Origin of the sequence: Streptomyces sp. NPDC002602, from assembly GCF_042889445.1 — a bacterium.
Lineage (GTDB): Bacteria > Actinomycetota > Actinomycetes > Streptomycetales > Streptomycetaceae > Streptomyces.
In genome coordinates this window covers 713,242-739,022 of record NZ_JBIAQX010000003.1, presented here as the reverse complement: position 1 = coordinate 739,022, position 25,781 = coordinate 713,242, and the positions used below count along the sequence as shown (strand labels likewise).

Here is a 25,781-nt window from a genome sequence, read left to right as displayed (position 1 = left end):
CGATCATAGGGAGGGCTCTGCGGACACACAAGTTCCGTTTGATGAACGCTTTTTGACAGTCCGTTGGCCGGGATATCGGCTTGTGCCCGGAACGGCTCTGCACTTGAATCCCGCTGGGCGTCGGGCTGTTGGCGTCGAGATCATTTTGTTGTTCCCACAGTGAGGAATGTGCAAATGAACAAGAACAAGCGCGTCCTGCGTCTCGCGCTCGCCCCGGTGGCCGTCGCCGGCGCCCTGCTCGTCTCGACGGCCTCGCCCGCTTCCGCGTGGGTGCACGACGGGTACCTGGAGCAGTTCGAGTTCGGGCTGTACTGGGACTCCGGGCAGAGAGGGTGCGTCTTCGACAGCAACAACGACGACGACAACCTGAACAACGACACGTTCCACGGGCCCTCGGGCTGCGGCGGCATCGGCAAGGGCGTGAACGACAACACGTACTCGTACAAGAGCCTGGACATCAAGGGCCGCCACGTCTACACCAACAGCAACTACGGCGGGATCAAGGGCTCCGTCCCCGCCGGTCACACCGGCGACGCGTCCAGCAACTTCAAGAACTCGATCAGCTCCCTTCGCTGGTACTGAGCCGCTCGCACCCCGGAGGAACCGCTGATGCACCACGCCCGGCGCCGCCGGACCCTCGCCGCCGCCCTCCTGACGGCCGCGGCCGTCCTGGTGGGCGGTTGCGCGGGCGACGACGGGGCGAAGGGGAAGGGCGCCCGCGAACCCGCGCTCGGCCCCGTCGCCGAGAACCCCGCCGGCTCCGCCCTCTCCCTCCCCCTGGACGCCTACACGGACTCGGACGCCGAGGCCCTGCGGATGGAGGCGGTCCAGAACCGGCTCATCGGCCAGTGCATGGCCCGGTACGGATTCACCTACGAGCCGCCGGCGGGCCGGGCCGACGCCGGTGCAGGGCCGCAACAGGGCCGCCACGCCGCCCTGTTCGGGGTCGCCGATCCCGCACAGGCGGCGGCCCGCGGCTACGCGGACGCCTCGGGGGCGGGGGACTCGGCCAAGCCGGCCCCGCCGCAACTCACCGGGAGCGCGACCGCGGTGCTGTTCGGCACCCGGCAGGGCGAGACGACTCCCTCCGGGCCGGACCCGAGGACCCAGGAGGAGGCCGAACGGACCGACAGCGGGATCGAGGCCGGCGGGCAGCGGGTGCCGGCCGGCGGCTGCCTGCGCGAGGGGTACCGCAAGCTGTACGCGCCCACCAAGGACAGCGTCGACCTGCTCTTCTCCTTCGGCCTCGCCTCCGAGGCGCACACCCGGTCCCAGAAGGACTCGCGGGTGGTCGCCGTCCTGAAGGACTGGTCCGCGTGCATGGACGAGGCCGGCTACGGCGGTGTCGGCACTCCGTACGACGTCGTCGAGAAGCTGGGCCTGGAGGGGGACGAGGCCGGTCCCAAGGCGGTCGCCGTCGCCGGCAAGGACGTCGCCTGCAAGCGCGAGGTGAATCTGGTGGGCGTGTGGGCGGCCGTCGAGACCGCGTACCAGCAACGGCTCGTGGAGGAGAACGCGGAGACGCTCGCGCTCTACAAGAAGCAGCGCGACGCCCGTTTCAAACTGGCGGCCTCACTCGCCTGACGCGACACGGTACGACGCGACGCGACTCGGTACGACGCGGCACGGTACGACGCGACACCACACGACCCCGGCCTTCGCGGCCGGGATCGTGTGCGTCGTACCGGGTATTCCGCACGGAATCGCGCATTTCCGCGTCGGACGGCACGGACGGGAAAGCGGGCGAAACGCGGGCGGAAACGCGGGCCGAAACGCGGCGGGAAACAAGGATGCCGTCCGCCCGCACACCCGCATTTCGGCCAGGCGCACGTGAATCGACCCGACGACGGCTTGTTCCGTTCCCCGATCGGGCGCGGGCACGCGAAAAGACGGCACGAAAAAGGACGCGGGCCCGAAAAAGGATACGAGCACGAAAAAGGACACGAGCACGCGAAAGGGCCGGTACTCCACCCCCGAGCGGGGGAGTACCGGCCCTTTCCGCGCACGCGCGGTCAGCCGAGGGGTGTCCGAGGGTGCCTGAAGGCTCCTCAGGCCGTCCGAGAGCGGCTCGGACGACCCGGAGGGTCCCACACCAGGCCCCAGGCACCTCTGGACGCCCGGGAAGGCTTCAGAGGCAGCGACGGCTGGGCAGCAAAAGCTTCAGAGGCGGCGACGACTCAAGACGGCTCAAGAGGCGGCGACGACTCAGAGGACGCGGACGGCGCCCGTCGGCATGTCGTAGCTCAGGCTGCGCTCGACGACGCCGGTGCTGGGGTTCTGCGCACCGACGAACTTGCCGCCGCCGACGTAGATGGCGACGTGGTACGCGCTGCCCTTGGCACCCCAGTACAGGATGTCGCCCGGCTGGAGGTTGCTCAGCGACACCGAGGTGCCGGCCGTGGACTGATCCTGCGACACACGGTCGAGGGTGATCCCGGCCTGGCGGTACGCGGCCTGGACGAGACCGGAGCAGTCGTACGCCGAGGAGCCGGTGGCGCCACTGACGTACGCCTTGCCGACCTGCGCGCGGGCGAAGTCGACGACGGCGGCGGCGGAGCCGGTGGCCGGCCTCGACGTGCTGCCGCCCTCGTCGGAGTTGCCGCCCGAGTTCTGACCGGGGGAGAAGGAATCGTCGTCCGAGGCGGAGGCGTTCGCCAGCGAGGAGCGGGCGGAGCTGCGGTTGGCGCGGTCGGCCTCGGCCTTGCGCGCCTGCTCCTCCTTGGCCTTCTTCTCGGCGTCGGCCTTCTGCTGGGCGTCTTCCTTCGCCTGCTTCGCCTCGGCGGCGGCGCCCGTGCGGGCGTGCTCCTCCTGGACGTTCAGCTCGCCTTCGACGGCGGCGGCGCGGGTGTTCTCGGCGGCCGTGGTGACGGCCGTCGCGACATCGGCGCTCAGGTCCAGGTCGAGGACGGGCATTTCGAGCGTCGTCTCGGCCACGGGCTCTGACGGGGACGCGCTCGCGGTGCCGGCCATGGCGAGGGTGCTGAGGACGCCACCGGCGATGCCGGCGCGGACCGCGAGCTTGGAGGCGCTGCGGCGGGGCTTCCGGTGGCTGGGTGTGTGAGCGGTGTGGGACATGGGACTAACCGCTATCAGGGGGCGGCCGGTCGCTTCAAGAAACGTGGTGTGCGCCACAGTTGTGCGCGAAGGCCGCGAACCGGACGCCTCGCGGCCGTTATTGACGCGGTAACGGGCGAAACGGACACACCCTCACAAGCCTGTGATCATGGGGTTTCCGCGATAAGTCCCAATTGATCCGGCGCCTACCATTCCGCCGGACAGTTGGCCAAGCCCCCTTTCGGCGGCGCGGATTCCATGTGACGCAGGTCACAGTTACCTACCGCTGTGCGGGCACTGTGGCCGCTCCGTGACCCGCCTGTGAGGTTCCCGTGCGGTTCGTGAACGGATGCACACGATCCGCGCGCCCTCCGCCCGGTCGCCCATCCCCCTTCGTTCAGGCCGGCCCGACGTCCACTCGCGTCCTCCCGAACCCCTCGTTCGGGGGGTGTGGATCCCCTTACCACTGCCGTGACAGTGGTGCCAATTTGCCTGCACTGGCCAACGTTTGATAGTGCGCACCCCCTTCCACCTGCGACGAAGGGCCCGGATGTCACCTTTGGTGTTCATGTGGATGCCTTGCGTATGAAGATCACCACTCATCGGACTTCATGATCGTTCGTCAGGTGGTGGAGATCACAAACTCGGTGTTGTTACCCGTGTCGCAGATCACAGACCGGCAGGCATAAGATGCGCACCAGTCCGGCTTGTGAACTGCCTCACATGCGCGGTCCCCTCCCACTCGGGTGATCTTCGCGGGAGGCGGGTCACTCGGCGCCGGCACAGCGGTCCAACGGTCAAGGACGACTGGAAGGAGCGAGGAGCGTGAATGCGTACGCGCCCATCCTCGTGCTCGGCGCCCTCGGCGCAGGGTTTGCGATCTTCTCCGTGGTCATGGCCACGCTGATCGGCCCAAAGAGGTACAACCGGGCAAAACTTGAAGCGTACGAATGCGGCATCGAGCCCACTCCGGTGCCGGCCGGTGGCGGTCGCTTCCCCATCAAGTACTACCTGACGGCGATGCTCTTCATCGTCTTCGACATCGAGATCGTCTTCCTCTACCCCTGGGCGGTCACCTTCGACTCCCTGGGGATCTTCGGGCTCGTCGAGATGTTGCTCTTCGTGCTCACCGTCTTCGTCGCCTACGCCTACGTGTGGCGCCGCGGCGGCCTGGAATGGGACTGAGGGGCTGAATTTTCCATGGGACTGGAAGAGAAGCTGCCGAGCGGCTTTCTGCTGACGACCGTCGAACAGGCCGCGGGCTGGGTGCGCAAGTCATCCGTCTTCCCGGCCACCTTCGGTCTGGCGTGCTGCGCCATCGAGATGATGACCACCGGAGCGGGCCGGTACGACCTGGCCCGCTTCGGCATGGAGGTCTTCCGCGGCTCACCGCGGCAGGCCGACCTGATGATCGTGGCCGGCCGGGTCAGCCAGAAGATGGCGCCGGTGCTGCGGCAGGTGTACGACCAGATGCCCGCTCCCAAGTGGGTCATCTCCATGGGCGTTTGCGCCTCGTCGGGCGGAATGTTCAACAACTACGCGATCGTCCAGGGCGTCGACCACATCGTCCCCGTGGACATCTACCTGCCCGGTTGCCCGCCCCGCCCCGAGATGCTGATGGACGCGATCCTCAAGCTCCACCAGAAGATCCAGGGCGGAAAGCTCGGCGTGAACCAGGAAGAGGCGGCGCGCGAGGCGGAGGAGGCGGCCCTCAAGGCCCTCCCCACCATCGAGATGAAGGGGCTCCTTCGGTGAGCGACGACCCGGCCGTGCGGAACGGCAACGGCAGCGGGGACGGGAACAACGTTCCCGCCCCCAGGGGCACCACCGGCCCCGAGGTGATCGGCGTCCGCAAGGGCATGTTCGGCGCCGCGGCCGGCGGGGACACCAGCGGCTACGGCGGCCTCGTCCGCACCGTGGCCATGCCCGGCGCGACGAGTCGCCCCTACGGGTCCTGGTTCGACGAGGTCGCCGACGAGTTCGAGGGCGCCCTGGAGGAACAGGGCCTGGTCCCCGAGCACGCCATCGAGAAGACGGTCGTCGACCGGGGCGAGCTGACCTTCCACGTGGCGCGCGAGCACCTCGTGCGCGTCGCACGGACCCTGCGCGACGACCCGGCCCTGCGCTTCGAGCTCTGCACCGGCGTCAGCGGGGTCCACTTCCCCGGGGACAAGGGCCGCGAGCTGCACGCCGTCTACCACCTGCGCTCGCTCACCCACGGGCGGATCCTGCGCCTGGAGGTGTCCGTCCCGGACGCCGACCGGCACCTTCCGTCGCTCGTCGAGGTCTACCCGACCAACGACTGGCACGAGCGCGAGGCCTACGACTTCTTCGGCCTGATCTTCGACGGCCACCCGGCCCTCACCCGAATCATGATGCCGGACGACTGGCAGGGGTTCCCGCAGCGCAAGGACTACCCGCTCGGCGGCATCGCCGTCGAGTACAAGGGCGCCCAGATCCCGGCTCCCGACCAGCGGAGGTCGTACAGCTGATGTCCACGTCCAACCACGCCTCCTCCAGGGAGACCACCGAGGGCCTCGTCTACACCGTCACCGGTGGCGACTGGGACGAGATCGTCCAGTCGGCGGCCCGCGCGGACGACGAGCGGATCGTCGTCAACATGGGCCCCCAGCACCCGTCCACCCACGGAGTGCTCCGCCTGATCCTGGAGATCGACGGCGAGACCGTCACCGAGGCCCGCTGCGGCATCGGGTACCTCCACACCGGCATCGAGAAGAACCTCGAATTCCGGAACTGGACGCAGGGCACCACCTTCGTGACGCGCATGGACTACCTGACGCCGTTCTTCAACGAGACCGCGTACTGCCTGGGCGTCGAGAAGCTGCTCGGCATCACCGAGCAGATCCCGGACCGGGCCACCGTCATCCGCGTCCTGCTGATGGAACTCAACCGGCTCTCCTCCCACCTGGTGTGCATCGCCACCGGTGGCATGGAGCTGGGCGCGACCACGATCATGATCTACGGGTTCCGCGACCGCGAGCTGATCCTCGACGTCTTCGAGCTGATCACCGGCCTGCGGATGAACCACGCGTTCATCCGCCCCGGCGGCCTGGCCCAGGACCTGCCCCCGGGCGCGATGGACCAGTTGCGCGACTTCGTGAAGACCATGAAGAAGAACCTGCCGGAGTACGACAAGCTCGCCACCGGCAACCCCATCTTCAAGGCCCGCATGCAGGACGTCGGATACCTCGACCTGACCGGCTGCATGGCGCTCGGCGCCACCGGCCCGATCCTGCGCTCCGCCGGCCTCCCGCACGACCTGCGCAAGACGGACCCGTACTGCGGCTACGAGACCTACGAGTTCGACGTGCCGACCACCGAGACCTGCGACTCCTACGGCCGGTTCCTGGTCCGCCTGGAGGAGATGCGCCAGTCGCTGCGGATCGTCGAACAGTGCCTGGAACGCCTGGAGCCGGGCCCGGTCATGGTCGCCGACAAGAAGATCGCCTGGCCGGCGCAGTTGGCCATGGGCCCCGACGGGCTCGGCAACTCGCTCGACCACATCAGGAACATCATGGGCACCTCCATGGAGGCCCTCATCCACCACTTCAAGCTGGTGACCGAGGGCTTCCGGGTGCCGGCCGGGCAGGTGTACGCGGCCGTCGAGTCCCCCAAGGGCGAGCTCGGCGTCCACGTCGTCTCCGACGGCGGCACCCGCCCCTACCGGGTCCACTTCCGCGACCCGTCCTTCACCAACCTGCAGGCCATGGCCGCGATGTGCGAGGGCGGCCAGATCGCCGACGTGATCGTCGCCGTCGCCTCCATCGACCCCGTGATGGGAGGCGTCGACCGATGACGACCGCGTATTCCGGCGGGGACACCCCTCCGGCCCCCCTCAGCCTGGGCATGCCCCAGCTGCCGGCCCCCGACTATCCGGCGGAGGTGCGCGAGCGGCTCGCGGCGGACGCCGCCGAGGTCATCGCCCGCTACCCCGACAGCCGCTCCGCGCTGCTGCCGCTGCTGCACCTGACCCAGTCCGAGGAGGGCTACGTCTCGCGCACCGGCATCCGCTTCTGCGCCGAGGTGCTGGGCCTGACCACCGCCGAGGTCACGGCCGTCGCGACCTTCTACACGATGTACCGGCGCAAGCCGTCCGGCGACTACCAGGTGGGCGTCTGCACCAACACCCTGTGCGCGGTGATGGGCGGCGACGCGATCTTCGACGAGCTGAAGGAACACCTGGGCGTCGGGAACAACGAGACCACCCCCGACGGCAAGGTCACGCTGGAGCACATCGAGTGCAACGCGGCCTGCGACTTCGCCCCCGTGGTGATGGTCAACTGGGAGTTCTTCGACAACCAGACCCCCCAGTCGGCCAAGGCCCTGGTGGACGACCTGCTGGCCGACCGCCCGGTCGAACCGACCCGGGGCGCGCCGCTGTGCACGTACAAGGAGACGGCCCGGATCCTGGCCGGGTTCCCCGACGAGCGCGAGGGCGCGGTCGAGGCCACCGGCGGAGCGGGTCCGGCCTCGCTGATCGGGCTGCGGCTCTTCCGCGGCGAGGCCCCCCAGCAGGGCGGCCGGGTGGTCGCCCCGCGCGGCGAGGCCCCGCACGACGCGCCGATGCCCGGCTCCCGACACCTCAGCTCGCACGACGCGCCACAGGAGACGTCGGCGTCCGACCCCGACCACCCGGCCGGACCGGCAGCCGAGGAGGGGGAGTGATGACGATGGCACCCGAGATCAACGAGAACGGCACCAGCCCGGAGAAGCTCCTGGCGCCCGTGCTGTCGGCGTTCTGGGACGAGCAGCGGTCCTGGACGCTGGAGACCTACCGGCGTCACGAGGGGTACGAGGGCCTGCGCAAGGCGCTCGCGATGACCCCGGACGACCTGATCGCCTACGTGAAGGACTCCGGTCTGCGCGGGCGCGGCGGCGCGGGCTTCCCCACCGGGATGAAGTGGCAGTTCATCCCGCAGGGCGACGGCAAGCCGCACTACCTCGTCGTGAACGCGGACGAGTCGGAGCCGGGAACCTGCAAGGACATCCCCCTCCTCTTCGCGAACCCGCACTCCCTCATCGAGGGAATGATCATCGCCTGTTACGCGATCCGGTCGACGCACGCCTTCATCTACCTGCGCGGCGAGGTCGTGCCGGTGCTGCGCCGCCTGCACGAGGCCGTGCGCGAGGCGTACGAGGCCGGCTACCTCGGCGAAGACATCCTCGGGAGCGGACTCGACCTCGACATCACGGTGCACGCGGGAGCGGGCGCGTACATCTGCGGCGAGGAGACGGCACTGCTCGACTCCCTCGAAGGCCGGCGCGGTCAGCCCCGGCTGCGTCCTCCCTTCCCCGCCGTCGAGGGGCTCTACGCCTGCCCCACTGTCGTCAACAACGTCGAGTCCATCGCCTCGGTTCCCGCGATCCTCAACAAGGGCAAGGACTGGTTCAAGGCGATGGGGACCGAGAAGTCCCCCGGCTTCACGCTGTACTCGCTCTCCGGGCACGTCTCGGGGCCCGGCCAGTACGAGGCCCCCCTCGGGATCACCCTGCGCCAGCTCCTCGACATGAGCGGCGGGATGCGCCCCGGGCACCGGCTGAAGTTCTGGACCCCGGGCGGTTCCTCCACCCCGATGTTCACGGACGAGCACCTCGACGTCCCCCTCGACTACGAGGGCGTGGGCGCCGCCGGGTCGATGCTCGGCACCAAGGCGCTCCAGTGCTTCGACGAGACGACCTGCGTGGTGCGGGCCGTCACCCGCTGGACCGAGTTCTACGCCCACGAGTCCTGCGGCAAGTGCACCCCCTGCCGCGAGGGCACCTACTGGCTCGTCCAGTTGCTCCGCGACATCGAGGCCGGCAAGGGCGTCATGTCCGACCTCGACAAGCTGAACGACATCGCCGACAACATCAACGGCAAGTCGTTCTGCGCGCTCGGCGACGGCGCCGCCAGCCCGATCTTCTCCTCGCTCAAGTACTTCCGCGAGGAGTACGAGCAGCACATCACGGGCAAGGGCTGCCCCTTCGACCCCAGGAAGTCGACCCTCTGGGCTGACACGGAGGTGAACGCATGACCGTCACCACTAACGCCCCCGCCGGTGGCGGCGAGGCGGCGGTGCCGCCGGAGAACACGGTGTCCCTGACCATCGACGGCATCGAACTGTCCGTGCCCAAGGGCACGTTGGTCATCCGGGCCGCCGAACAGATCGGCATCGAGATCCCCCGGTTCTGCGACCACCCCCTCCTCGACCCCGCCGGCGCCTGCCGCCAGTGCATCGTCGAGGTGGAGGGCCAGCGCAAGCCGATGGCCTCCTGCACCATCACCTGCACCGACGGCATGGTCGTCAAGACCCAACTGACCTCCCCGGTCGCCGACAAGGCCCAGCGCGGGGTGATGGAGCTGTTGCTCATCAACCACCCGCTGGACTGCCCGGTCTGCGACAAGGGCGGCGAGTGCCCGCTCCAGAACCAGGCGATGTCGCACGGCAACTCCGACTCCCGCTTCGACGGGCACAAGCGGACCTACGAGAAGCCGGTCCCGATCTCCACGCAGGTGCTGCTCGACCGCGAGCGGTGCGTGCTGTGCGCGCGCTGCACCCGCTTCTCCAACCAGGTCGCCGGCGACCCCATGATCGAACTGCTGGAGCGCGGCGCGCTCCAGCAGGTCGGCATCGGCGAGGGCGACCCCTTCGAGTCGTACTTCTCCGGCAACACCATCCAGATCTGCCCGGTCGGCGCGCTCACCTCCGCCGCCTACCGGTTCCGCTCCCGCCCCTTCGACCTCGTCTCCTCCCCGAGCGTGTGCGAGCACTGCGCGGGCGGCTGCGCGACCCGGACCGACCACCGTCGCGGCAAGGTGCTGCGCCGACTGGCCGCCGAGGACCCCGAGGTCAACGAGGAGTGGATCTGCGACAAGGGCCGCTTCGGGTTCCGCTACGCCCAGCGCCCCGACCGGCTCACCACCCCCCTGGTGCGCGGCACGGACGGGGTCCTCGCCCCGGCGAGCTGGCCCGAGGCCCTGGAGGCGGCGGCGAACGGTCTCGCGGCGGCCCGCGGCCGGGCCGGCGTGCTGACCGGCGGACGGCTCACCGTCGAGGACGCCTACGCGTACGCCAAGTTCGCCCGGGTCGTCCTCGACACCAACGACATCGACTTCCGGGCCCGGGTGCACAGCGCGGAGGAGTCCGAGTTCCTGGCCTCCTCGGTGGCGGGCACCGGCCGGGACCTCGACGGCAAGGGCGTCACGTACTCCGCGCTGGAGGCGGCGCCCGCCGTCCTGCTCGTCGGCATCGAGTCCGAGGAGGAGGCCCCCGGCGTCTTCCTGCGGCTGCGCAAGGCGCACCGCAGGCACAAGCAGCGGACGTTCGCGCTGGCCCCCTTCGCCACGCGCGGCCTGGAGAAGGCGGGCGGCACCCTGCTGGGCGCCGCCCCCGGCACCGAGCCCGCGTGGCTGGACGCGCTGGCCTCCCGCTCCGGTCTGGAGCGGGGCGGCCACGCCGCGGCCGACGCGCTGCGCGAGACCGGTGCGGTCATCGTCGTCGGAGAGCGCCTCGCGGCGGTGCCCGGCGCGCTGACCGCGGCCGTCCGGGCCGCCGCCGCCACCGGCGCGAAGCTGGTGTGGATCCCGCGGCGGGCCGGGGAGCGGGCCGCCGTCGAGGCGGGCGCCCTCGCGGCCCTGCTGCCGGGCGGCCGTCCGGCCACCGACCCGCGGGCCCGCGACGAGGTCGCCAGGGCCTGGGGCCTGGACGAACTCCCGCACCGCTACGGCCGCGACACCGGCCAGATCGTCGAGGCCGCCGCCGGGCGCGAACTGTCCGCCCTGCTGGTCGCCGGCGTCGAGGTCACCGACCTGCCGGACCCGGCCCGCGCCCGGATCGCCCTCCAGGAGGCCTTCGTGGTCTCCCTGGAACTGCGGCCCGGCGAGGTCACCGACCACGCCGACGTGGTCTTCCCGGTGGCCGCGGTCGCCGAGAAGGCGGGCGCGTTCATCAACTGGGAGGGCAGGCTGCGGCCGTTCGAGGCCGCGCTGAAGCCCGACCAGATGACCCGCCGGCTCGCCCCCGCCGACGGCCGCGTGCTGCACATGCTGGCCGACGCCGCCGACCGGCCGATCGCCCTGCCCGACGTGCACGCCGTACGCCGGGAGATCGACCGGCTCGGCCCCTGGGCCGGGGAGCGCGCCACCGCGCAGTCCGCGGACACCGTGCAGCCACCCCGTCCCGCCGCGGGCGAGGCCGTCCTCGCCGGCCACCGGCTGCTGCTCGACCAGGGCCGGCTCCAGGACGGCGACGAGGCCCTGGCCGGCACCCGGCACGAGGCCAGTGCCCGCCTGTCGGCCGCCACGGCCGCCGAGACGGGCGTCAAGACCGGCGACGTCCTCGCGGTGACCGGCCCGACCGGCCGGGCGGAACTGCCGCTGCGGATCACGGAGATGCCCGACCGGGTGGTCTGGCTCCCGATGAACTCCACCGGCGCCGGCGTCCTCGCCGACACCGGCGCCCGCCCGGGCACCCTCGTACGCATCGGCCCGGCGACCCCGGCCGCCGCGGACGACACCACTGCGGAGGTGGGCGCGTGAGCACCCTGCACATCGCTGCCGAGGACCTGTCCCTGTTCGGTCGGGACGTCTGGTGGCTCGTCCTCCTCAAGGCGGTCTTCTGCTTCGCCTTCCTGATGGTGACCGTGCTGTTCTCCATCGTGTGGGAACGCAAGGTCGTCGCCTGGATGCAGTTGCGCATCGGCCCGAACCGGCACGGCCCCTGGGGCATGCTCCAGTCGCTCGCCGACGGCGTGAAGCTGATGTTGAAGGAAGACATCGTCGTCAAGCGGGCCGACAAGATCGTCTACGTCCTCGCCCCGATCATCGCGGCGATCCCGGCGTTCATGGCGATCGCGGTGATCCCCTTCGGGCCCGCGGGCAACGAGGTCTCGATCTTCGGCCAGCGCACCACGATGCAACTGACCGACCTGCCCATCGCGATGCTGTACATCCTCGCGGTGGCCTCGGTCGGCATCTACGGCATCGTCCTCGCCGGCTGGTCCTCGGGCTCCACGTACCCGCTGCTCGGCGGCCTGCGCTCCTGCGCGCAGATGATCTCGTACGAGATCGCGATGGGCGCGGCCTTCGCCTCGGTCTTCCTCTACTCCGGGTCGATGTCGACCTCGGCGATCGTGGAGGCGCAGGCGGACCGCTGGTACATCATCCTGTTGCCGGTCTCCTTCATCATCTACGTCATCACGATGGTCGGCGAGACGAACCGCGCCCCCTTCGACATGCCGGAGTCCGAGGGCGACCTGGTCGGCGGCTTCAACACCGAGTACTCGTCGATCAAGTTCGCGCTGTTCATGCTGGCCGAGTACGTCAACATGGTCACCGTCTCGGCCGTCTCGGTCACCCTCTTCCTGGGCGGCTGGCGGGCCCCCGCGCCGATCTCCACCTACTGGGAGGGCGCGAACCACGGCTGGTGGCCGATGCTCTGGTTCGTCCTCAAGGTCCAGTTGCTGCTGTTCTTCTTCATCTGGCTCCGCGGCACGCTGCCACGCGTGCGCTACGACCAGCTGATGAAGCTCGGCTGGAAGGTGCTGATCCCGGTCTCCGTGGTCTGGCTGATGCTGGTCGCCACCGTCCGGGCGCTGCGCAACGAGAACTACGACTTCCAGCAGATCGTGCTCTACGTCGGCGGTGGGGTCATCGCCCTCCTGCTGCTGTCCTTCGTCGCCGACCTGTTCCGCGACAAGAAGCACAAGACGGCGGCGGAGGCGGCCGAGAAGGCGGCGGCGACGGAGCCCTTCGATCCGCTGGCGGGCGGGTTCCCCGTACCGCCCAAGCCCGGCCAGCACCTGGCACCCGTACCGCGCAGGCGACCTCGCGGCGATCGGGAGCTCATCGGCAGTGGCGCGGCGAATTCCGACAGTGACCGAGAGGAGGGTGCAGAGAATGTCTGACGCGGACCAGAACGAGAAGTGGCAGAACCCGGTGGCCGGCTTCGGCGTGACCTTCAAGGCCATGTTCAAGAAGCGGCTCACCGAGCAGTACCCGGAGCAGCAGAAGACGACCGCGCCCCGCTTCCACGGACGGCACCAGCTCAACCGTCACCCCGACGGTCTGGAGAAGTGCATCGGCTGCGAGTTGTGCGCCTGGGCCTGTCCCGCCGACGCGATCTACGTGGAGGGCGCGGACAACACCGAGGAGGAGCGCTACTCCCCGGGTGAGCGGTACGGCCGCGTCTACCAGATCAACTACGCCCGCTGCATCCTGTGCGGGCTGTGCGTCGAGGCGTGCCCCACGCGGGCGCTGACGATGACGAACGAGTTCGAACTGGCCGACTCCAGCCGCGAATCGCTGATCTACACCAAGGAGCAGCTGCTGTCGGGGCTGACGGAGGGCATGGTCGAGGCCCCCCACTCGATCTTCCCCGGCACCGACGACACCGACTACTACCAGGGCCTGGTGACCGGGGCCGCTCCCGGAACGGTCCGACAGGTGGCCGTCTCCAAGGGAGAGGTCGCCGAGGAGGCGGGCGCCGAGGAAGACGCCGCCAAGGAGAGCGACACGCACGAGGGGGTGGGGGCATGAGCGCCATCGCCGCCGCGGCCACCGTCACCTCCACCGGTGAGGCCGTCCAGTTCTGGGTCCTCGGCACGGTCGCCGTGATCGGCGCGCTGTGCACGATCCTGATGAAGAAGGCCGTGCACAGCGCGCTGTGCCTGGCCGGAACCATGATCATCCTGGCGGTCTTCTACCTCGCCAACGGGGCGTACTTCCTGGGCGTCGTCCAGGTCGTCGTCTACACCGGCGCCATTATGATGCTGTTCCTCTTCGTGGTCATGCTCGTCGGCGTCACCGCCGCGGACTCGCTGACCGAGACCCTCAAGGGGCAGCGCTGGCTGGCCGTCCTGTGCGGGCTCGGCTTCGGCATCCTGCTGATCGCCGGCATCGCCAACGCGGGGATCACCCACTTCAACGGGCTCGGCCGGGTCAACTCCGCCGGCCACGTCGAAGGCCTCGCCGAGCTGATCTTCACCCGGTACATCTTCGCCTTCGAGATCACCGGCGCCCTGCTGATCACCGCGGCCGTCGGCGCGATGGTGCTCACGCACCGCGAGCGCACCGAGCGGGCCCCCAGCCAGCGCGAACTCGCCGAACAGCGGGTGCGCGGGGGCGTACAGCTCCCGCCGCTGCCCGCCCCCGGCGTGTACGCCCGACACAACGCGGTGGACGTCGCCGGTCTCCTGCCGGACGGCACCCCGTCCGAGCTGACCGTGAGCAAGACGCTGCGCGCCCGCGGCCAGATCCGCGACGTCTCCAGCGAGGCGATCGGCGACCTCAAGGCGTTGGAGCAGAGTTCCTCGGAGCGCCTCGGCCGTGAGGAGGCCTCGAAGTGAACCCGGTCAACTACCTCTACCTGGCCGCCCTGTTGTTCACCATCGGCGCGGCCGGCGTACTCGTCCGGAAGAACGCGATCGTGCTGTTCATGTGCGTGGAGCTGATGCTCAACGCCTGCAACCTCGCCTTCGTCGCCTTCTCCCGGATGCACGGCAACCTCGACGGCCAGATCATCGCCTTCTTCACGATGGTCGTCGCCGCCGCGGAGGTCGTGGTGGGCCTCGCGATCATCGTGTCGTTCTTCCGCACCCGCCACTCGGCCTCGGTCGACGACGCCAACCTGATGAAGCTGTAAGGGGCGTTCAACAGTGGAGAATCTGATTGCGCTGCTGGTGGCGGCGCCCCTGCTCGGGGCGGTGGTGCTGCTGTGCGGCGGCCGACGCCTCGACAAGGCCGGCCACTGGCTCGGCACACTGCTCGCCGCGGCCGCCTTCGGCATCGGCGTGGCCCTGTTCACCGACATGCTGAGCCGGCCCGGCGACGACCGGGCCATGTTCCAGCGGCTGTACACCTGGATCCCGGTGGAGGGCTTCCAGGCCGACGTGGCGTTCCAACTCGACCAACTGTCGATGACGTTCGTCCTGCTGATCACCGGGGTGGGCACGCTCATCCACGTGTACTCGATCGGGTACATGGAGCACGACGAGCGGCGCCGCCGCTTCTTCGGCTACCTCAACCTCTTCCTCGCGGCGATGCTGCTGTTGGTCCTCGCCGACAACTACCTGCTGCTGTACGTCGGGTGGGAGGGCGTGGGCCTGGCCTCGTACCTGCTCATCGGCTTCTGGCAGCACAAGCCCAGCGCGGCCACCGCCGCGAAGAAGGCCTTCCTGGTCAACCGGGTCGGTGACATCGGCCTGTCGATCGCCATCATGCTGATGTTCACCACGTTCGGGACCTTCGCCTTCGGGCCGGTGTTCGGCGCCGTGGACGAGGCGGGCGAGGGCACGCTGACCGCCATCGCCCTGATGCTGCTGCTCGCGGCCTGCGGCAAGTCGGCGCAGGTGCCGCTGCAGTCCTGGCTCGGGGACGCGATGGAGGGCCCGACCCCGGTCTCGGCCCTGATCCACGCGGCGACCATGGTCACCGCCGGCGTGTACCTCATCACCCGGTCCGGGGCGATCTTCAACGCCGCTCCGGACGCGCAGACCGCGGTCGTCGTGGTCGGCGCCGTCACCCTGATCTTCGGTGCGATCGTCGGTTGCGCGAAGGACGACATCAAGAAGGCCCTGGCGGGCTCCACGATGTCGCAGATCGGCTACATGATCCTCGCGGCCGGCCTCGGCCCCATCGGCTACGCCTTCGCGATCATGCACCTGGTGACGCACGGCTTCTTCAAGGCCGGTCTCTTCCTCGGCGCGGGTTCCGTGATGCACGGGATGAACGACGAGGTGGACATGCGGCGCTTCGGCGGCCTGCGGAAGTTCATGCCGGTCACCTTCGTCACCTTCGGCCTCGGCTACCTGGCCATCATCGGCTTCCCGGGCCTGTCGGGCTTCTGGTCCAAGGACAAGATCATCGAGGCGGCCTTCGCGAAGGGCGGCACCGAGGGCTGGATCCTCGGCGCGGTCACCCTGGTCGGCGCGGCACTCACCGCGTACTACATGACCCGCGTGATGCTCCTGACGTTCTTCGGCGAGAAGCGCTGGCAGCCCGACGCCGAGGGCCACGAGCCGGACCCGCACGAGTCCCCGAAGTCCATGACGATCCCCATGATCGTCCTCGCCTTCGGATCGGTCTTCGCCGGCGCCCTCTTCAGCTTCAACGAGTCCTTCGTGAAGTGGCTGGAGCCCGTCACCTCCTTCGAGCACGGCCACTCCCCGCTCAGCGCCGGTGTCATCACCGCCGCGACGGTCGTGGTCCTGATCATCGGCGTGGGCATCGCGTACGCGCAGTACGGGAGGAAGCCCGTACCCGTGGTCGCCCCGCGCGGCTCGCTCCTCACCCGGGCGGCCCGCCGGGACCTGCTCCAGGACGACTTCAACCACGTCGTGCTGGTGCGCGGCGGGGAGCACCTGACCCGCTCCCTCGTGTACGTCGACCACAGTCTGGTCGACGGGGTGGTCAACGGGACGGCCGCCTCGGTCGGCGGGCTGTCGGGCCGGCTGCGCAAGCTGCAGAACGGCTACGCCCGCAGCTACGCGGTCTCGATGTTCGGGGGCACGGCGATCCTCATCGCCGCGACCCTGCTGATGAGGGCGGTGTGAGATGAATGTCCCGCTTCTGACGGTGACGGCGGCCGTGCCCGCGGTCGGCGCGATCCTGACGGCGGCCGTCCCGGCCGCCCGCAGGACCGCCGCCAAGTGGCTCGCGCTGCTGTTCTCGCTGGCGACACTGGCCCTGGCCGTGCTCGTCGCGATCCGCTTCGAGCCCGGTGGCGACCGCTACCAGCTCACCGAATCCCACGCGTGGATCGCCGACTTCGGCGTCCGCTACGAGCTGGGCGTCGACGGCATCGGGGTGGCGCTGATCGCGCTCACCGCACTGCTGATCCCCTTCGTGATCGGCGCCGGCTGGAACGACGCCGACCCCCTGGCCGAGCCGATCAGTGGCTCCGCCACGTGGCGCTCCTCGCGGTGGCGGCCGACACAGGGCTTCTTCGCCCTGATCCTGCTGGTCGAGGCGATGGTGATCATCTCCTTCGAGGCCACCGACGTCTTCCTCTTCTACATCTTCTTCGAAGCCATGCTCATCCCGATGTACTTCCTCATCGGCGGCTTCGGGGACCGGGCCCACGCCGGATCCGAGGAGAACGCGGCCGCCCAACGCTCCTACGCGGCGGTCAAGTTCCTCCTCTACAACCTCGTCGGCGGCCTGATCATGCTGGCGGCCGTCATCGGGCTGTACGTGGTCGCCGGGAACTTCTCGCTCCAGGAGATCGCCGCCGCCCGCGCGGCGGGCACCCTCGACATGGCGACCAACACCGAGCGCCTGCTGTTCCTCGGCTTCTTCTTCGCCTTCGCGGTGAAGGCCCCGCTGTGGCCGCTGCACACCTGGCTGCCGAACGCGATGGGGGAGTCCACCGCCCCGGTGGCCGTCCTCATCACCGCGGTCGTCGACAAGGTCGGCACCTTCGCGATGCTCCGCTTCTGCCTCGGGCTGTTCCCCGACGCCAGCAAGTGGGCCACGCCGGTCATCCTCGTACTCGCCCTGATCAGCATCGTCTACGGCGCGCTGGTCGCGGTCGGGCAGCGGGACATCAAGCGGCTGGTGGCCTACGCCTCGATCTCGCACTTCGGGTTCATCGTCCTGGGCATCTTCGCGATGACCTCGCAGGGGCAGTCGGGCGCCACCCTCTACATGGTCAACCACGGGATCTCGACGGCGGCGCTGATGCTGGTGGCCGGCTTCCTGATCTCGCGGCGCGGCTCCCGGCTCATCGCCGACTACGGCGGCGTGCAGAAGGTGGCCCCGGTCCTCGCCGGCACCTTCCTCATCGGTGGTCTCGCCACCCTGTCGCTGCCCGGACTCGCCCCGTTCGTCAGCGAGTTCCTGGTCCTGGTCGGCACGTTCGCCCGGTACCCGGTGGTCGGCGTCATCGCCACCGTGGGCATCGTGCTCGCCGCGCTCTACACCCTGGTGCTCTACCAGCGCACGATGACCGGCCCCGTGAAGGAGGAGGTCCGCACCATGCCGGACCTGCACCTGCGCGAGGTGCTCGTGGTCGCGCCGCTGATCGTGCTCCTGATCGGCCTCGGCGTGTACCCGAAGCCGCTGACCGAGATCGTCAACCCGGCGGTGAAGCACACCATGTCGGACGTGAAACAGACCGACCCGAAGCCAGAGGTCGTGGTCGACGCCAAGAACGGGGAGGCGGCGAAGTGAGCACCGTGACTGCTGCCCAGGGGTGGTGGGCGCTGGCGGCCGGGGACCCGGCCACCCGCATCCCGACCCCGCACATCGAGTACGCGCAGCTCTCGCCCATCCTGATCGTGGTGGGCGCGGCGGTCCTCGGAGTCCTCGTGGAGGCCTTCGTCCCGCGCAAGTCCCGCCACTACGTCCAGGTGTTCCTGGCCGTCGCCGCACTGGCCTCGGCCTTCGCGGCGATCGTCGGCCTCGCGGCCGGCGGGTACGGCTCCACCAAGGCCCACACCGCGGCCATGGGCGCCATCGCCGTCGACGGGCCGGCGCTGTTCCTCCAGGGCACCATCGTGCTCGCCTCGATCGTGGCCGTGTTCACCTTCGCCGAACGTCGCCTCGACCCGGCGGCGCACGGCAACCGGGTGGACTCCTTCGCCGCGCAGGCGGCCTCCGTACCCGGCAGCGACAGCGAGAAGGCCGCCGTCAAGGCGGGCTTCAGCACCACCGAGGTCTTCCCGCTGATGATGTTCGCGGTCGCCGGCATGCTGATCTTCCCGGCGGCGAACGACCTGCTGACGCTGTTCATCGCGCTGGAGGTCTTCTCCCTCCCGCTGTACCTGCTCTGCGCCGTCGCCCGCCGCCAGCGGCTGATGTCGCAGGAGGCCGCCGTCAAGTACTTCCTGCTGGGCGCGTTCTCCTCGGCGTTCCTGCTCTTCGGCATCGCGCTGCTGTACGGGTACGCGGGCTCGGTCTCGTACGCGGTCATCGCGGACGTGGTCGACGGCACCGTCCAGAAGATCGATCCGGCGCTGGCCGGCACGATGGGCAACGACGCGCTGCTGCTGATCGGCGGCGCGCTGATCCTGATGGGCCTGCTGTTCAAGGTCGGCGCGGTGCCGTTCCACATGTGGACCCCGGACGTCTACCAGGGAGCCCCGACCCCGGTCACCGGCTTCATGGCGGCGGCGACGAAGGTGGCCGCCTTCGGCGCCCTCCTGCGCCTGCTGTACGTGGTCCTGCCGGGCCTGCGCTGGGACTGGCGGCCGGTGATGTGGGGCGTCGCGATCGTCACGATGCTCGCGGGCGCCGTGATCGCGGTGACCCAGACCGACGTCAAGCGGCTCCTGGCCTACTCGTCGATCGCGCACGCCGGGTTCATCCTGGCCGGTGTGATCGCCACCTCGGCGGAGGGCGTCCAGTCCGTCCTCTTCTACCTGGCGGCGTACTCCTTCGTGACGATCGGCGCCTTCGCCGTGGTCACACTGGTCCGCGACGCGGGCGGCGAGGCCACGCACCTGTCGAAGTGGGCCGGCCTGGGGCGGCGCTCGCCGCTGACGGCGGCCGTCTTCGCGGTGTTCCTGCTGGCCTTCGCCGGCATCCCGCTGACCTCCGGCTTCTCCGGCAAGTTCGCCGTGTTCAAGGCGGCGGCGGAGGGCGGCGCCGGGGTGCTGGTCGTGGTCGGTGTGCTCTCGTCCGCGATCGCCGCGTTCTTCTACATCCGGGTGATCGTCCTGATGTTCTTCAGCGAGCCGAAGGCCGACGGCCCGACGGTCGCGGTGCCCTCGCCGCTGACGATGACGACCATCGCCGTCGGCGTCGCGGTGACGGTGGTCCTGGGCGTGGCCCCGCAGTACTTCCTGGACCTGGCGGGCCAGGCGAGCACGTTCGTCCGCTGACGCCGGCTTCGACGCGACAGGGCCCGGCCCCCTCGGGGGGCCGGGCCCTGTGGTGTGTGCGGAGGGTTACTCGGGCCGTGCCCGCTTCGCCGTGATGGCGGTGAGGTCGAGGTCGATGGAGAAGGGGACGGAGACCTTCAGGCGGTCGTGGAAGATGCCGGTGGCGACGTAGCCGCCGCCGGCCGGCTCCCGTTCGAAGACGTAGACGACGGCACGGCCGTCCTTGTTCTCCACGCGCCAGTAATGGGGGATCCCCGCCCGCGCGTACTTCAGGGGCTTGGTCTCGCGGTCGCGGTCGACGGACTCGGGGGAGACCACCTCGATCGCCAGGAGGACCGCCTCCGCGGCGAACCGGGTCTGGGCCATGTCCGTGAGGACGTCCTCACGGAACACGACGACATCGGGTTCGGGGCGGTTGCGCCGGTCGATGTCGATCGTGAACTCGCGCAAGACTTCCAGGCCGTCCGGGACCAGCGACCGCAGTCCCGAAGTGAAGAAATCGACCGCCCGTGTGTGGAAGAGGGTCTGCGGACTCACGAAAACCAAGCTCCCGTCGATCAGCTCCGTGTGCGGAGGCAGATTCGGAAGCGTGTCCAGGTCGTCCGCGGTCCAGCCGCCCTCGGGGGGGACCGGCCAGCTGTGTTCCGGGTTCATCAGTGCTCCCATGAGCCGGAGTCTCGCGAGTGCGACCAGCGTAGCGCCGGGGATCCGCGGAACACCGCCCTTCCGGGTGAGGCATGTGCGTTCGGCACGTGACGACGGCGCCTAGTGGCCGTGCGCGTGTCCGGAGTTCTCCGGCATGGTCTTGGAGCCGGCCTTCTTCGGGCAGGACAGGGCCGTGTTCCAGTTGTGGAAGCGGCCCGCAGGGTTCTTCTTGTACGCCCACATGTGCAGGTCGTAGTGCTTGGGCATGCCCGCCCAGTGGCCCGGCATCGGCCCGTCGAAGGGGAGTCCGAACATGCTCGGCCGGTCGTCCTTGGTCTTCAGGTCCTGGTCCCGGTCGGTGGACATCCACTCGACGGTCTCCAGCCGGCGGCGGCCGCTGCGGTCCTTCTCGCTGCTGTAGAGGAGCGCGGTCGGCCGGGCGGGGTCCTTCGAACCCCAGTTGGCCTGCTTGACGTAGTGGTAGCCCATCGCGCCCGCCCCGAACGGGTTGTTCATGCAGCTCTCGCCGTGCGGGACGTACCCGTCCTTGAGGGCCTGCCGCTCGTCCACGTACTTGGCCGTCACCCGGATCGCCGTCGCCATGTCCCTCATGGCCTGCCGGTCGCGCGGGTCGGGCGCCGGACCGTCGACGCCGTGCGCCGGGGCCACGGCGGCCAGCCCGAGCGACACCGCGGCCACGCAGGTGAGGACGGTCTTCCGGCGGCGTGCGTGCATGGCGGCTCCTCGCGGTGGCGGTACGGAGGCACGGTTGTCCCGTCCCGTGCGTCCACCATCGCGGGGCGCCCCGGGGTGCGCACGCGGGCCGCGCCCAAAGGGGTGGGTGCGGCCCCGGTGCCACCCCGGGGACGGGGCCTACCGGCCGGCCACGACGCGGCCGGTGACCTCGCCGAGGCCGACGCGGGTGCCGTCGGCGCCGGGGGCCCAGGCGGTGAGGGTGACGACGTCGCCGTCCTCCAGGAACGTGCGCTTGCCGTCGGCCAGTTCGATGCTGTCGCGGCCGTTCCAGGTGAGCTCCAGGAGCGAGCCGCGCTGGTCGACGTCCGGGCCGCTGACGGTGCCGGAGCCGTACACGTCGCCGGTGCGCAGGGAGGCGCCGTTGACGGTCATGTGGGCCAGTTGCTGGGCGGCGGTCCAGTACATCGAGGAGAACGGCGGCCTGGCCACCTCCTGCCCGTTGAGGGCGACGCTGATGTGGAGGTCGAAGCCGCCGGGCCGGTCGCTGTCGGCGTCGTCGAGGTAGGGCAGCAGCGGGAAGTCCCGGGCGGGCGGGGCGACGCGGGCCGAGTCGAGGGCCTCCAGCGGGGTCACCCAGGCGGAGACGGAGGTGGCGAAGGACTTGCCGAGGAACGGGCCGAGCGGCACGTACTCCCAGGCCTGGATGTCCCGCGCGGACCAGTCGTTGAGCAGGAACAGCCCGAAGACGTGGTCCTCGAAGTCGGCCAGTGGCACCGGGCGGCCGAGTTCGGACGGGGTGCCGACGACGAATCCGACCTCGGCCTCGATGTCGAGCTTGACGCTCGGCCCGAAGACGGGCGCCGGATCGGCGGGGGTCTTGCGCTGGCCGGAGGGCCGCACCACGTCGGTGCCGGAGACCACGAGGGTGCCGGCGCGGCCGTGGTAGCCGATCGGCAGGTGCTTCCAGTTGGGGGTGAGGGCGTCGCCGTCCGGACGGAACATCTGTCCGACGTTGGTGGCGTGGTGCTCGCTCGCGTAGAAGTCGACGTAATCGGCGACCTCGTACGGCAGGTGCCGCTCCACGGCGTCCAGCGGCAGCAGGTGCGGCTCCACGGCGGGCCGGTGGCCCGGATCGGTGACCCAGGCGGTCAGCGCCCGGCGCACGTCGCGCCAGGCCGTGCGGCCCGCGGCGAGCAGCGGGTTGAGGGAGTCCCGGCCGAGGAGTTCGGCGTACGGGGAGCCGAGCGCGACGGCGGCCGCCCCGGCGTCGAGCACGTGCCCGCCGATCCGTACCCCGATCCGCCGGCGCGGGTCCCCGGAGGTGGAGAACACGCCGTAGGGGAGGTTGTGCGGCCCGAACGGGTCGCCCTCGGGAACATCGAGGGGGCTCTGCTGGGGCATGGGTTACTGCCTCGCTTTCGACGCGGTCCGGGGGTGTCCCGGGGGCTGGTTGACACGTTACGTGGCTGGTGGGGCGGGCGGGAGGCCGGATTCGGGCGCTATTTGTAGGACTTGTCCGAGGGGGTCCGTATCCTTGGCGAGGTGACTTCCGCCCTCCCCTATGCACTAGTGGCCACCGATCTGGACGGGACTCTGCTGCGCGCCGGAGACACCGTCTCGGCCCGCTCCCACAAGGCCCTCGCGACCGCCCGAGCGGCCGGTGCCCAGCACATCATCGTGACCGGACGCCCGGTCCCGCAGGTTCGCCACGTACTCGACGGCCTCGGCTACACGGGGCTCGCGGTGTGCGGGCAGGGAGCGCAGGTGTACGACGCGGCGCGCGGACGCCTGCTGCACTCCGTGTCCATGGACCGGGGCCTCGCCGAGGTCGCCCTCGGGAAGATCGAGGCGGAGATCGGCGAGGTCTACGCCGCCGTGAACCAGGAGGGGGTGAACGCGGAGATGTTGATAGGGCCCGGCTACCGGATGTGGCACCCGCACCTGCCGACGGTCCGCGTCCACAGCCGCGCGGACCTGTGGTCCGCCCCGATCAACAAGGTGCTGCTCCAGCACCCGCGCCTGGACGACGACGAACTGACCCGGGTCGCGCGGGGGGTGGTCGGCGACCTCGTCAACGTGACGATGGCCGGGGAGCACACCGTGGAGCTCCAGCCGCCGGGCATCGACAAGGCGAGCGGCCTGGCCCGGGCGGCGGAGGTCCTGGACCTGCCGGCGTCCTCGACGATCGCCTTCGGGGACATGCCCAACGACGTCCCGATGTTCGCGTGGGCCGCTCACGGCGTGGCCATGGCCAACGCTCACCGAGAGCTGGTGGCCGTCGCCGACGAACTGACGCTGTCGAACGAGGACGACGGCATCGCGGTGGTACTGGAACGCCTCTACGGCTGACCCGGCCGGGTGCCGGAGGGTGGCCGGCGCGTCAGCCCGCCGCCCTCGGCAGGCGCCGTTCCCACGTCCGGTGGAACACCACCTCGTCGCCGTCCCGGCACACCACCTCGTTCGACGTCAGGAACCCGCCCTCGTCGCAACGGATCTCCGACCGGGTCTCCACCCGGGTGTCCCAGCCCAGGTCCGGTCGGTGCAGGCGGATCCGCCAGTCCGACCGGGTGCGGGCGGACAGCGGGTCCGAGGAGTCGATCTCGTACACCTCCACCGCGTCCTCGGAGAACTCCAGCCCGTCCGGGTACACCCGCGTCCCCCCGTGGCGGGGGTCCACCTCCAGCCGCCAGGTCCCGGCCGCGACGTCGCGTACGACGAGCCGCTCCGGTCGGGGCTCCTCCAGGGTGTCGGGGTACACCACGCGCAGCGGCTCGGACTGTTCCGGGGCCTCGAAGACGATCCCGTGGTCGGCGGGGCCGGGCGTGCGCAGGGGGAGTTCGAGGGTGCTGCCGGCCGGGTCGAGCGTCCACCCCGCCTCGGAGCCCGCCCGCGGCCAGATCCAGGGCCAGTACGCGGAGGACACCGCCAGCCGGATCCGGTGCCCCGGCGGGAAGGCGTGGCCGATGCCGTTCAGCTCGAAGGTGACGTCCTCGGTCGCGCCCGCCGGCCACGGCGCCGCCCGGTCCCGCCCGCGCCGCGCGGACAGGTTCAGCACGCCCCGCGTGACCAGGGTGGAGGACCCGTCCGGGGCCACGTCGCACAGCCGGGCGATCACCTGACCGTAGGGGACGTCCATCCGCAGCCGCAGGGTGACCGAGGGCCGGCCGAGGATCTCCACCGGTTCGCCCGGCGCCACGGGGAACTCGAAGCACGCCGACTTGGCGTCCTCCTCGCGCTGGTCCGGCGGCAGGTCCGCGTCGTTGCCGAAGGGGAGGAAACGCCCGGCGTCCAGACCGGTGTGCTGCGGCGAGGCGACGGCCACGGGCGGGCCCTGGAGCCCGTAGGAGACGGGAACGACCGAGGGCGAGGGCCAGGCGGTGTCGCCGACCCAGCGGCCCTCCAGGCGCTCGTACACGGTGGCAGGGGGGTGTGACTCGCTGATCCAGGAACGCAGCAGCGGCTCGTCCATGACCCCGTTGTCCTCGCCCCGGAGCCAGTGGTCCCACCAGCGCAGGGTCTCCTGGAGGAAACCGATGGCCGGGCCCGGCGGCAGGCCCCGGTCGGGGTACTGGTGCGACCAGGGGCCGATCAGCCCCCGCACCCGGCCCGCCGGCAGGTGCTCGACCAGGCGCAGCACCGTGTCCCGGTACGGGTCGTGCCAGCCGCCGACGGCCAGCACCGCCGCGCCGATGGCGGAGTAGTCCTCGCAGACGCTGCCGTGGCGCCAGTAGTCGTCCCGGGTCTGGTGCCCGAGCCAGGTGTGGATCAGCGGCTCCACGGCCTCCAGCCGGGCGAGCCACCGCTCCCGCCACCCCTCGCCCGCGTACAGCGGGTCCGGCGGGCGGGAGGCGAAGGCCAGCATCGTGGAGGCCCGGGCGTGCATGTCCACGGCCAGCACCGAGCCGCCCATGTAGTGCACGTCGTTGTCGTAGCGGTCGTCGGTGGAGCAGACGGTAACGACGGCCTTCAGCGCCTCGGGGGCGAGCGCGGCGATCTGGAGGCTGTTGAAGCCGCCCCAGGAGATCCCGAACATGCCCACCGCGCCCGTGCACCACGGCCGCGCGGCGAGCCATTCCACCACCGCGACGCCGTCGGCCAACTCCCGGGCGTCGTACTCGTCGCCGGGGTCGCCGCCGCTGCACCCGTGGCCGCGCACGTCGACGCGTACGGAGGCGTATCCGTGGCCCGCGTACCAGGGGTGTCGCCGCCAGTCGCGGGGCGCGGTCCCGTCGGTGAGCCGGTACGGGAGGTACTCCAGCAGGGCGGGCACGGGTTCGTCGGTGACCGGGCGCCAGATCCGGGCGTACAGCTCGACCCCGTCGGACAGCGGGATCCGGACGTCCTCGCGGGTGGTCGCGTACGGGAAATCGGTGCGGATGATCATGCGGGAACCAGTCTCCGATCGCCGGTCGGCCTCAGTGGACGGGGGTGCATGGTGCGCTTGAGCCAGGGCGCCAGGGCGATCACGACGAGGCCCGCGGCGACCGCGATGGCCCGTCCGGGCCCACAGCGCGGCCACGACCGGCGCCGGCGCCACCTCGAAGGCACCGAGCGCCGAGGCGTAC

22 protein-coding genes are annotated in these 25,781 nt (G+C 70.4%); 17 read left to right on the top strand and 5 right to left on the bottom strand.

From position 1 onward, the window contains the following. Window positions 1-174: 174 nt before the first annotated feature. Together ACFYW3_RS12755 and ACFYW3_RS12750 are read left to right on the top strand one after the other, a co-directional pair. Complete coding sequence (locus tag ACFYW3_RS12755; RefSeq protein ID WP_351752139.1) at window positions 175-582, top strand: hypothetical protein; 408 nt, start codon at window positions 175-177, stop codon at window positions 580-582. Window positions 583-609: 27 nt separating this feature from the next. Beyond that, window positions 610-1,584 (top strand): hypothetical protein, encoded by a 975-nt coding sequence (locus ACFYW3_RS12750; RefSeq protein WP_389386215.1) that lies wholly within the window; start codon window positions 610-612, stop codon window positions 1,582-1,584. Between the two features lie 621 nt (window positions 1,585-2,205). Here the strand turns inward: ACFYW3_RS12750 and ACFYW3_RS12745 are convergent. Further along, window positions 2,206-3,075 carry an NlpC/P60 family protein gene (locus tag ACFYW3_RS12745; protein ID WP_351752135.1) on the bottom strand — a complete coding sequence of 290 codons (870 nt, stop codon included), beginning with the start codon at window positions 3,073-3,075 and terminating at the stop codon, window positions 2,206-2,208. An 804-nt stretch (window positions 3,076-3,879) separates the two neighbouring features. Between ACFYW3_RS12745 and ACFYW3_RS12740 the strand changes: the two genes are divergently transcribed. The 14 genes from ACFYW3_RS12740 to nuoN are packed head-to-tail and all read left to right on the top strand — an operon-like array spanning window position 3,880 to window position 19,875. Then, window positions 3,880-4,239, top strand: a complete 360-nt coding sequence (locus ACFYW3_RS12740; RefSeq protein ID WP_053678945.1) for an NADH-quinone oxidoreductase subunit A — start codon at window positions 3,880-3,882, stop codon at window positions 4,237-4,239. A 15-nt stretch (window positions 4,240-4,254) separates the two neighbouring features. Continuing rightward, on the top strand, window positions 4,255-4,809 hold the full coding sequence (locus ACFYW3_RS12735; RefSeq protein WP_053678947.1) for an NADH-quinone oxidoreductase subunit B family protein: 555 nt from the start codon (window positions 4,255-4,257) through the stop codon (window positions 4,807-4,809). Beyond that, complete coding sequence (locus ACFYW3_RS12730; RefSeq protein WP_351752134.1) at window positions 4,806-5,546, top strand: NADH-quinone oxidoreductase subunit C; 741 nt, start codon at window positions 4,806-4,808, stop codon at window positions 5,544-5,546. Before ACFYW3_RS12735 ends, ACFYW3_RS12730 begins: the two co-directional genes overlap by 4 nt. Next, a complete protein-coding gene (locus ACFYW3_RS12725) occupies window positions 5,546-6,871 on the top strand; it encodes an NADH-quinone oxidoreductase subunit D (RefSeq protein ID WP_351752132.1) in 1,326 nt (441 codons plus the stop codon). Before ACFYW3_RS12730 ends, ACFYW3_RS12725 begins: the two co-directional genes overlap by 1 nt. Before the next feature lie 50 nt (window positions 6,872-6,921). Next, the gene (nuoE, locus tag ACFYW3_RS12720; RefSeq protein WP_266950650.1) at window positions 6,922-7,740 is read left to right on the top strand and encodes an NADH-quinone oxidoreductase subunit NuoE; all 819 of its coding nucleotides are present in this window, start codon (window positions 6,922-6,924) and stop codon (window positions 7,738-7,740) included. Continuing rightward, a complete protein-coding gene (gene nuoF / locus ACFYW3_RS12715; protein WP_351752131.1) occupies window positions 7,740-9,089 on the top strand; it encodes an NADH-quinone oxidoreductase subunit NuoF in 1,350 nt (449 codons plus the stop codon). The genes nuoE and nuoF overlap by 1 nt, the downstream gene beginning before the upstream one ends. Beyond that, window positions 9,086-11,593, top strand: a complete 2,508-nt coding sequence (locus tag ACFYW3_RS12710; protein WP_389386214.1) for an NADH-quinone oxidoreductase subunit G — start codon at window positions 9,086-9,088, stop codon at window positions 11,591-11,593. The genes nuoF and ACFYW3_RS12710 overlap by 4 nt, the downstream gene beginning before the upstream one ends. Continuing rightward, window positions 11,590-12,960 carry an NADH-quinone oxidoreductase subunit NuoH gene (gene nuoH, locus ACFYW3_RS12705; protein ID WP_389386213.1) on the top strand — a complete coding sequence of 457 codons (1,371 nt, stop codon included), beginning with the start codon at window positions 11,590-11,592 and terminating at the stop codon, window positions 12,958-12,960. Before ACFYW3_RS12710 ends, nuoH begins: the two co-directional genes overlap by 4 nt. Continuing rightward, window positions 12,953-13,591 carry an NADH-quinone oxidoreductase subunit NuoI gene (gene nuoI / locus ACFYW3_RS12700; protein ID WP_389386212.1) on the top strand — a complete coding sequence of 213 codons (639 nt, stop codon included), beginning with the start codon at window positions 12,953-12,955 and terminating at the stop codon, window positions 13,589-13,591. The genes nuoH and nuoI overlap by 8 nt, the downstream gene beginning before the upstream one ends. Further along, window positions 13,588-14,400: an NADH-quinone oxidoreductase subunit J gene (locus ACFYW3_RS12695; RefSeq protein ID WP_351385182.1), complete on the top strand. Its 813-nt coding sequence runs from the start codon at window positions 13,588-13,590 to the stop codon at window positions 14,398-14,400. The genes nuoI and ACFYW3_RS12695 overlap by 4 nt, the downstream gene beginning before the upstream one ends. Continuing rightward, on the top strand, window positions 14,397-14,696 hold the full coding sequence (nuoK, locus tag ACFYW3_RS12690; protein WP_267798417.1) for an NADH-quinone oxidoreductase subunit NuoK: 300 nt from the start codon (window positions 14,397-14,399) through the stop codon (window positions 14,694-14,696). The genes ACFYW3_RS12695 and nuoK overlap by 4 nt, the downstream gene beginning before the upstream one ends. A gap of 13 nt (window positions 14,697-14,709) precedes the next feature. Next, on the top strand, window positions 14,710-16,605 hold the full coding sequence (gene nuoL / locus ACFYW3_RS12685) for an NADH-quinone oxidoreductase subunit L (protein WP_351752123.1): 1,896 nt from the start codon (window positions 14,710-14,712) through the stop codon (window positions 16,603-16,605). A gap of 1 nt (window position 16,606) precedes the next feature. Next, a complete protein-coding gene (locus ACFYW3_RS12680; RefSeq protein WP_351752122.1) occupies window positions 16,607-18,223 on the top strand; it encodes an NADH-quinone oxidoreductase subunit M in 1,617 nt (538 codons plus the stop codon). 5 nt (window positions 18,224-18,228) lie between these two features. Beyond that, window positions 18,229-19,875, top strand: a complete 1,647-nt coding sequence (nuoN, locus tag ACFYW3_RS12675) for an NADH-quinone oxidoreductase subunit NuoN (protein ID WP_389386274.1) — start codon at window positions 18,229-18,231, stop codon at window positions 19,873-19,875. A gap of 66 nt (window positions 19,876-19,941) precedes the next feature. On the opposite strand, the gene ACFYW3_RS12670 is transcribed toward nuoN, so the two are convergent. From ACFYW3_RS12670 to fahA, 3 genes are all read right to left on the bottom strand, one after another. Continuing rightward, window positions 19,942-20,541 (bottom strand): Uma2 family endonuclease, encoded by a 600-nt coding sequence (locus ACFYW3_RS12670; RefSeq protein ID WP_389386211.1) that lies wholly within the window; start codon window positions 20,539-20,541, stop codon window positions 19,942-19,944. Window positions 20,542-20,640: 99 nt separating this feature from the next. Then, window positions 20,641-21,255 carry a hypothetical protein gene (locus ACFYW3_RS12665; RefSeq protein ID WP_351752115.1) on the bottom strand — a complete coding sequence of 205 codons (615 nt, stop codon included), beginning with the start codon at window positions 21,253-21,255 and terminating at the stop codon, window positions 20,641-20,643. Between the two features lie 138 nt (window positions 21,256-21,393). After that, window positions 21,394-22,617, bottom strand: a complete 1,224-nt coding sequence (fahA, locus tag ACFYW3_RS12660) for a fumarylacetoacetase (protein WP_389386210.1) — start codon at window positions 22,615-22,617, stop codon at window positions 21,394-21,396. A gap of 141 nt (window positions 22,618-22,758) precedes the next feature. Here fahA and ACFYW3_RS12655 point away from each other — a divergent pair, with 141 nt between their 5' ends. Further along, window positions 22,759-23,565, top strand: coding sequence for an HAD family hydrolase (locus tag ACFYW3_RS12655; RefSeq protein WP_351752113.1), 807 nt, complete (start codon window positions 22,759-22,761; stop codon window positions 23,563-23,565). A gap of 31 nt (window positions 23,566-23,596) precedes the next feature. Here the strand turns inward: ACFYW3_RS12655 and ACFYW3_RS12650 are convergent, their stop codons facing one another. Continuing rightward, entirely contained in the window at window positions 23,597-25,600 is a 2,004-nt protein-coding gene (locus ACFYW3_RS12650) for a CocE/NonD family hydrolase (protein WP_389386273.1), read from the bottom strand. Between the last annotated feature and the right edge of the window lie 181 nt (window positions 25,601-25,781).